7 protein-coding genes and 1 pseudogene are annotated in these 7053 nt (G+C 42.4%); 3 read left to right on the top strand and 5 right to left on the bottom strand.

Annotated features, from left to right (window positions below; all coding sequences use genetic code 11):
* Window positions 1-595: 595 nt before the first annotated feature.
* Genes hisZ through hisD form a run of 3 tightly spaced genes read left to right on the top strand, consistent with a single transcriptional unit; the run spans window position 596 to window position 3718 of the window.
* Window positions 596-1798, top strand: a complete 1203-nt coding sequence (gene hisZ, locus GXZ17_RS06435; RefSeq protein ID WP_409376468.1) for an ATP phosphoribosyltransferase regulatory subunit — start codon at window positions 596-598, stop codon at window positions 1796-1798.
* A complete protein-coding gene (hisG, locus tag GXZ17_RS06440; RefSeq protein ID WP_409376469.1) occupies window positions 1786-2418 on the top strand; it encodes an ATP phosphoribosyltransferase in 633 nt (210 codons plus the stop codon). The genes hisZ and hisG overlap by 13 nt, the downstream gene beginning before the upstream one ends.
* Before the next feature lies 1 nt (window position 2419).
* The gene (hisD, locus tag GXZ17_RS06445; protein ID WP_409376470.1) at window positions 2420-3718 is read left to right on the top strand and encodes a histidinol dehydrogenase; all 1299 of its coding nucleotides are present in this window, start codon (window positions 2420-2422) and stop codon (window positions 3716-3718) included.
* Here the strand turns inward: hisD and speE are convergent.
* The 5 genes and pseudogenes from speE to GXZ17_RS06470 form a co-directional block, all read right to left on the bottom strand.
* Entirely contained in the window at window positions 3715-4563 is an 849-nt protein-coding gene (speE, locus tag GXZ17_RS06450; RefSeq protein ID WP_409376471.1) for a polyamine aminopropyltransferase, read from the bottom strand. The two genes, hisD and speE, sit on opposite strands and share 4 nt — an antisense overlap.
* Entirely contained in the window at window positions 4529-4918 is a 390-nt protein-coding gene (gene speD, locus GXZ17_RS06455) for an adenosylmethionine decarboxylase (protein ID WP_409376472.1), read from the bottom strand. Before speD ends, speE begins: the two co-directional genes overlap by 35 nt.
* Window positions 4918-5658 (bottom strand): peptidoglycan editing factor PgeF, encoded by a 741-nt coding sequence (gene pgeF, locus GXZ17_RS06460; protein WP_409376473.1) that lies wholly within the window; start codon window positions 5656-5658, stop codon window positions 4918-4920. The genes speD and pgeF overlap by 1 nt, the downstream gene beginning before the upstream one ends.
* Window positions 5659-6220: 562 nt before the next feature.
* Window positions 6221-6751 (bottom strand): folate family ECF transporter S component, encoded by a 531-nt coding sequence (locus GXZ17_RS06465; protein WP_409376474.1) that lies wholly within the window; start codon window positions 6749-6751, stop codon window positions 6221-6223.
* A gap of 24 nt (window positions 6752-6775) precedes the next feature.
* A pseudogene (locus tag GXZ17_RS06470) lies at window positions 6776-7053 on the bottom strand (ABC transporter permease); the annotation flags it as partial.

Consider the following 7053-nt stretch of genomic DNA (forward strand, 5'->3'; position numbering starts at 1 on the left):
GTAACACGGATGTTTTCTGCCAGAATGCTCTATCTCTATAGTGTAATGCCTGATATATTTTTCTTACCTCTTCTTCTGGTTCACTGCATTTTTTGAGGTATATCGTCTTCCCTGATTGAGTGGGTAGAGAGCTGGTTACTATCTTCTGGCTTCAGAGTCAGAGGGGTTTATCTCGGATGCAATAGTTGTAACAGTTGATAGCCCGGATGTTAAAAAGCTGCCCTTCTCGATTTTGGTTACGATCATAAATATGAATGTGACCATGAACGCGATAGCGAGGTTGGTGTTTTTTTGATGATGCGGGTAAAAGCAGAGAACCTCCCCGATGAGCAAGGTCGCTTCCTTTATGAACTCCTTGAGGGGGGAGCATAGGCTACCTTGAATACATCATAACTATAGACAATGCTTAATATAAATAGAAAACTATAAAAACATCAAAAAATAATGTCACTATAAAATAAGGAAAAAATGGGGAAACAGAAAAACCGGGGGTGTAACCAATCAAAATTTTCTTTCATCACATATATAATATGATTCTTTACCATTATTTTGCTAAAATAGTTTAAACAATTCTTCAATGAGAGGAGATAATGGCTTGGAATTAGTTTTAGGTATGAAAGATTCTTACCCCCGGGAGGTAAAAAGAAAGCGGGAGATGGAGTTTGTCCTGCGCAATCTTTTTGAGAAATGGGGATACGAAGAAGTGGAGCCTCCTACCATAGAATATTATTCTACCCTGGAAAACACCTTGGGAGATGAAGCCAAAGAAAGGGTGTACAAATTTGTAGACCGAAATGGAAAGTTAGTCTCTCTCCGTCCTGAGTTCACCACCTCCATAATGCGGATGTACAGCAAAAAAGAGATGAGAGAAACTGCTCCTCACCGGGTTTACTATGTAGGGAAAATATTTCGCTATCCCTCTTCACCTCTGCGGGTAGAAGATGAGCTTACTCAGCTGGGCTTAGAGAGTTTAGGCAAAAACGGCGTAGATACCGATGCCGAAATCATTGCTCTTGCTCTCTCGGCTCTTTTGGCTCTTCAGGAATTGGGGATAGAAGATTTTATGCTGGATATCGGTCATGTTGGTATATTCCAGGGAGTACTATCTTCTTTTCCTCTTTCTCCCTCAGAGAAACTCTCTTTAAAAAGTTTGCTCAAGAAAAAGGATTTTGTAGCTCTGGAAAAATTTACTTCTATCTCTTCCCACCCTCTTTTTCCTTTTCTTCTCCATCTTCCTTTTTTACGAGGAAAAAGAGAGATCTTAGAAAAAACGAAAAAAAACTACCCTCTCAGTCCTCCCTTAATTGATACTCTAAACTATCTGGGAGAGATATGGGACATCATCAGCGATTTTCACCTCGAGAAGCATGCCTTTATTAATTTAGGGCTTATAAGAGACTTTGATTATTATACCGGAGTAGTATTTGAAGGTTTTTCTCCCCGGTTAGGGTATCCACTTTTAGCGGGAGGAAGATATGATGAACTTTTAGAAAAATCGGGAAGTAGTTTGCCAGCCTGCGGATTTGCCCTGTTTTTGGAGCGATTGATGGAGGTGCAAAAAGAAAGCATTAAAAAAGACCGCCCTCCCTTCATTAGCATAGCTTATCCTCCTGTCTTTCGCTCTTCAATTTTTGCCCTGGCAGAAAAAATGAGAGAAGAGGGAATTCCCATAATCATAGAAGAGCAAAAAGGAGAAGACATCCAGGTTTTACAGGGAAAAGAGCTTATTTACCAGGGAAAGGATGAAGAAAAAATTAAAACACTTATCCAGGAGAGGTTTAAGTCATGGGAAAGTTAACCATATCTATACCTACCGGCAGAATGAAAGAGGAATCTTTAGCGCTTCTTTCTCGCTTACCCCAGTGTCCACCCCTTGATTTTGTTAATTCCCGACGGTTGGTGGTAGAGCAAGAAGATTTGCCCTGGCGTATCATTTTTTCTCACCCCAAAGACTCCTCTACTTATGTGGAGTTTGGGGCAGCAGATATTGGAATAGTGGGGAAAGATATTCTTTTGGAGAGAGAAAATGAAGTTTACGAATTATTAGAGCTTCCTATCGGGAAATGTACTATGGTTTTAGCTGCTCCCCTATCTACTTCCCGAGAGGAACTATTAGAAAAAGAGGCCCTGCGTATTGCCACTACCTATCCTAACTTCACCCGTCGATATCTTCAGGAGAGAGGCATAACCGCTAACATAGTTTTTTTGTATGGCTCAATCGAGTTAGCTCCCCCCATAGGTTTAGCTGATGCTATTGTGGATTTAGTCTCTACCGGGAAAACCCTGCGAGAAAACCGCTTGCAGGTGGTGGAGGAAATCGCTCCCATCTCGGGTAGATTGGTGGCTAACCCCGTAAGCATTAAAACTCACTCTAAGGAAATTTATCTTTTAGTAAAAGAACTGAAGGGAGTGATTTAATATGCCCAAAGTGCCCATAGTTATAAAGCCTCTTCCTGACCAGGAAGAACTGTCTCAGAGCCTTCAGTTAAGCCGCCAATTACTCTATAAAAAACTAAAAAAGGTGGAAGAAGAAGTAAGAGAAATTGTAGAGAAAGTGATGGAAGAAGGGGACGGGGCTCTTCACTACTATACCAAAAAATTTGATGGTTGCGATATAAAAAAATGGCTCATAGAAGAAAAGGAGCTCCAAAATAGCTGGGAAGAAATGGATAAAAGTTTCCAGAAAATTATTTCTGATATAGAAAAAAGGGTGAGAAGCTTTCACGAAAGGCAAAAACCTTTCTCCTGGTGGGGAGAGCATTCCGCATCTCTCTGGGGAGAAAGGTGGAGACCCCTGCATTCAGTAGCTTGTTATGTACCGGGAGGGAGATTTCCTTATCCTTCTTCTCTTCTTATGACCGTTATTCCTGCTCAGATAGCGGGAGTGGAGGAAATCATAGTTCTCACTCCTCCTGATGCCCAGGGGAAAGTCAAACAAGAGATTTTAGCCGCAGCCTTCTTTCTGGGAGTAAAAAAAGTTTATCGAGTAGGAGGAGCGCAGGCCGTTGCCGGTGCTTGTTTTGGCACTTCTTCTCTGCCGGCGGTAGATAAAATAGTGGGTCCGGGTAATATTTATGTTACCGCGGCTAAAAAACTCCTCCAGGGAGTAGTGGGTATTGATTCTTTAGCCGGGCCATCAGAGGTAGTAATTGTAGCCGACAAGACCGCCTCGCCTCACTGGCTGGCACTGGATCTTTTGGCTCAGGCAGAGCATGACCCCCTCTCTTTAAGTATTCTCCTCTCCCCTGATGAGGGAATACTGTTAGAAACTAAAAGATATTTAGAAAGAGAGTTACAAAATCAACCTCTTTCTTTTTCTCGAGAAATTCCCATTTATTTATATCAGGTAGAAAACAAAGAAAAAGCCTGGGAGGCAGTCAATTTTCTCGCTCCCGAACACTTACAGATCATAACTGAGAATCCGGAAAAAGACTGGTTAAAAATAAAAAATGCCGGTGCCTTATTTTTAGGGCCTCAGGCACCGGTAGCTTTAGGTGACTATGGTTACGGGCCAAACCATGTGCTCCCGACTGATAAGGGAGCAGCTTTTTCTTCTCCTTTATCAGTGAGAGATTTTGGTAAATTCTCCTCCTTTATTTTCCCTCAAGATGACGAGACTCTACCCTGGGAGCAATTTTCTCAGCTGGCAGAAATAGAGGGCCTTTACTATCACCAACGCTCCCTGCTTGCTCGAGGAGGTAAAGAGTGGCCACTTTAGCTAAAGTTTTCTTCATCTCTTTTCTGATTTTCCAGCATTTCCTCTAAAAAAGAGGGCAAAACAAAAGCAGCCTGATGAATAGCGGGTGAATAATAACGAGTGGGAAAATCAGGAACTCTTTCCTGTCGCCGGGGATCTTGAGATTTAGAAGCAATGACATAGCTCCAGATCCCCCCGGGATAGGTGGGAACCAATCCCCAGTAAAGTTTTACTATGGGGAAAACGTTAAAGCCTTCCCATAATTTTTTTACCCTATCTACATCGAAAAAGGGTGGTTCCATCTGGGAAACCATTATCCCCTGAGGAGAAAGATGGTGGAAAGCTTGCTCAAAAAATTCCGGACTGAAAAGAGGCTCTGCCACCCCATGGGGAAGAGGGTCAGTAGAATCCATGATAATGACATCAAAAACTTCTGAAGTAGAAGAAATGTATTGACACGCATCTTCAATTAAAACCGTAAGACGAGGGTCATCCCATCTTCCCAGCTGGGAAAAGTATCTCTGACAAACTTCGATCACCCCTTCATCAATATCCACAAGGGTTACCTCTTTTACCGGGTGTTTCAGTACTTCTCGAGAAGCCCCTCCATCTCCTCCCCCGATTATAAGCACTTTTTCGGGATTAGGATGAGAAAACATAGGAACATGAACCAACATCTCATGATACATAAACTCATCTTTTTCACTTAGCTGGGCTATCCCGTCCAGTAGCAAAACCCGCCCATAGAGATAGGTATCCAAAATAGTAATTTCCTGAAAGCGGGTTTTCCCTTGAAAAATAGTCTCCTTTACTTTAAGCCCCATTTTGTATTCATTGATGTAATCCTGGATGTACCAGAGTTCCATTTTTCTTTTTCACTCCCCTCTCTAATTCTCTTATTTTTACATCCTGTGGAGCAAAATATCGCTCAATCAAAGGAATGCTTTCCTGAGGTTCTAAATCCACTTTGAGAAAAACATCTAAAGCAGCGTAGCCATGTTCAGGCCAGGTATGGACAGCCACATGAGATTCAGGCATAACGAGAAGAGCGCTCAACCCAAAAGGCTGAAACTGATAGACTTGAAGAGCTAAAATTTCACTGCCATAGACCTGGGCAAGATCTTGTAAAAATTTCTCCATGGTCTCTTTTTCGTTCAAAGAAGCCGAGCCAATGATTTCTACCAGTAGATGACGAGCTACAATCCCTTCTTCCAAATTCATCACCATCCTTCTTTTAAAGAAGCAAGAAGCATAAATCTTCCCGCTCCCTCTCCTTCTCTCCGATGGGAATAAAAGAGCTCCTTCTCACAAAAGGTACAATGAGGAGCCACTTCTACTTTGTGAGGGTCAAATCCCTGGTCTACTAATTCGTCAAAGAGAAAGCCTTTTAAGTTTATCAAAAATCTCCCTTCTTTTCTATCCACATTTCCCCCTCTTCGTTCCCTTTGCTCAAAAAGCTCCGCAACTTCTTCCCCCACCGAGAAGCAGCATTTTCCAATACCTGGCCCTATTCCCACCACCAGTTGAGAATAGGAGGAAGAAAAGAGGTTTTTCATTGCTTGAGCTACCCGAAGGTGAATTCCCTGTATTATTCCTCTCCATCCGGCATGCAAAAGGGCCAGAGCTTCTCTTTCTGGATCGAAGAAAATCACCGGGAGACAATCGGCTACCTTCACTCCCAGATACACACCTTTTCTTTGAGTGAGAAGGGCATCAGCTTGAGTTTCCTCAAAAGAAGAAGGGAAAGAATGTTCTTCCACCACCACCCATTGTGCTCCGTGTACCTGTTTCACAGTAAAAATATCCCTTTCCCCTAAAATACACTCTAACCTCTTCCTTCCTTCTTCCTGACTTAAATCAAGAAGAGGATGACGGGTTGTGATAAAATGCTCAAGAGCGGGGAAAGAAGAAAGATTTTCAAACTGCAAAAAGGAGTAACCCACCACGTTCTTTTCTTTCATATTCTCCTACCAGTTAAGGATACCCTTTACTTACCAAAGAACACCACAATCTACCTAAAAAGAGGGCTTTCGATAATTATAAGAAAAGATATAAAAAAAGCCACCGGTTCTAACAGACCTTAGCCTTTGCTTTCTCGCATTTAGCGAGAAATTTCAGGATGGACTTCCGCTCGAAAGCTTTGAGCTTCTTATCTTTCAAACAGAAGCTCTTTCCCCCACCCTCCGGCTTAATCCCTCAGAACCGATGGCAATCATAGATTATCATCTCTTTTTGAATTTGTCAATAGGGGTGTTAAGATAACTCATCCATGAGTTATTTGACGCCCTCTTAAGATACATTGACAGAAGGAAGTATCATCACCCCTAAAGCCTCTATCAGGGGTCCATGGTTTTAAAAGCATCTAGATTCCCAATAAAGGATTTCGGGGATGACGGAAAAAGGCGAGCACAGCAGGTTTTGTACGCAAGGCTTTGCTTTTTGGTCCTATCTAGCTTGAAGTTTTTTCCTCCGCCAAGGTTAACTATTACAACAGGTTTTACAGAACTCTATAATAAATTCTCCCTATTGGTGAGAATCTTGAAGGTAAGCAAATGATAAAAAGGGACTTCGGGATAAAAGAAGTAAAAGATAAAAGTAAATGAATATCTGGAGAGAAGCACTGACCAGGCGGGGAAGAAGAAGGATGTTCCAGGGTATTCCGAAAATAGAATGCAGAAAATAAGAGGTGAGGAAAATCCCTACTGCTATTTGAGGAATAGCTATAGACCAAAAAATTCTCTTCCTGAGAGGTTGTGAACTACGGTGAAATAGGAGCCCGGGAAGCAGCCCGTGTAAAATAGCAGTAAGGGTAAAGTGAGGCAGATAAGGCCCCATAGGATTTAGAAAGAAGCCTAAAAAGTCAGATAGCCCTCCTACCAGAGCTCCTGACCCTGGCCCAAAATATATCCCGGCCATTATCACCGGTAATTGGCCAAAACCAATGCGAATTGCCTCTACTCCCCCCAAGGGAATGCGGATACTGGCTAAGCGAGTTAAAACTATGCTTAAGGTGGTAAGAATCCCCAGATAAACCAGAGTTTTTGTTCTTTTCACCTTGGTGGTGTGCCTCCGTATGATCTACTTTTTAATATAGGGTTTATAATCAGAGGGAGGAGTAGCTTTTCCTACCAAACCAGTCAAAACCAGAATAGTTATGAGGTAGGGGAGGAGCAAAATAATCTGGGGAGGTAATATCCCCAGAGTCTGGATTCTCATCTGTAGAGCATCAGCAAACCCGAAGAGAAGACTGGCCAAGAAACACCCTACCGGAGTCCATTTACCGAAAATCATGGCTGCCAGGGCAATAAATCCTCTACCGCTGGTCATGCCCCAGGCAAAAAAATTAAGATGGGCAA

The sequence above is a fragment of the Candidatus Sordicultor fermentans genome (assembly GCF_012728195.1).
In the GTDB taxonomy this organism is placed as follows: domain Bacteria; phylum Atribacterota; class Atribacteria; order Atribacterales; family Caldatribacteriaceae; genus Sordicultor; species Sordicultor fermentans.

Coding starts and splice junctions, on each gene's coding strand:
- hisG (WP_409376469.1), top strand. CDS start 1,786: ATGGGAAAGTTAACCATATCTATACCTACCGGCAGAATGAAAGAGGAA.
- hisD (WP_409376470.1), top strand. CDS start 2,420: ATGCCCAAAGTGCCCATAGTTATAAAGCCTCTTCCTGACCAGGAAGAA.
- speE (WP_409376471.1), bottom strand. CDS start 4,563: ATGGAACTCTGGTACATCCAGGATTACATCAATGAATACAAAATGGGG.
- speD (WP_409376472.1), bottom strand. CDS start 4,918: ATGAATTTGGAAGAAGGGATTGTAGCTCGTCATCTACTGGTAGAAATC.
- pgeF (WP_409376473.1), bottom strand. CDS start 5,658: ATGAAAGAAAAGAACGTGGTGGGTTACTCCTTTTTGCAGTTTGAAAAT.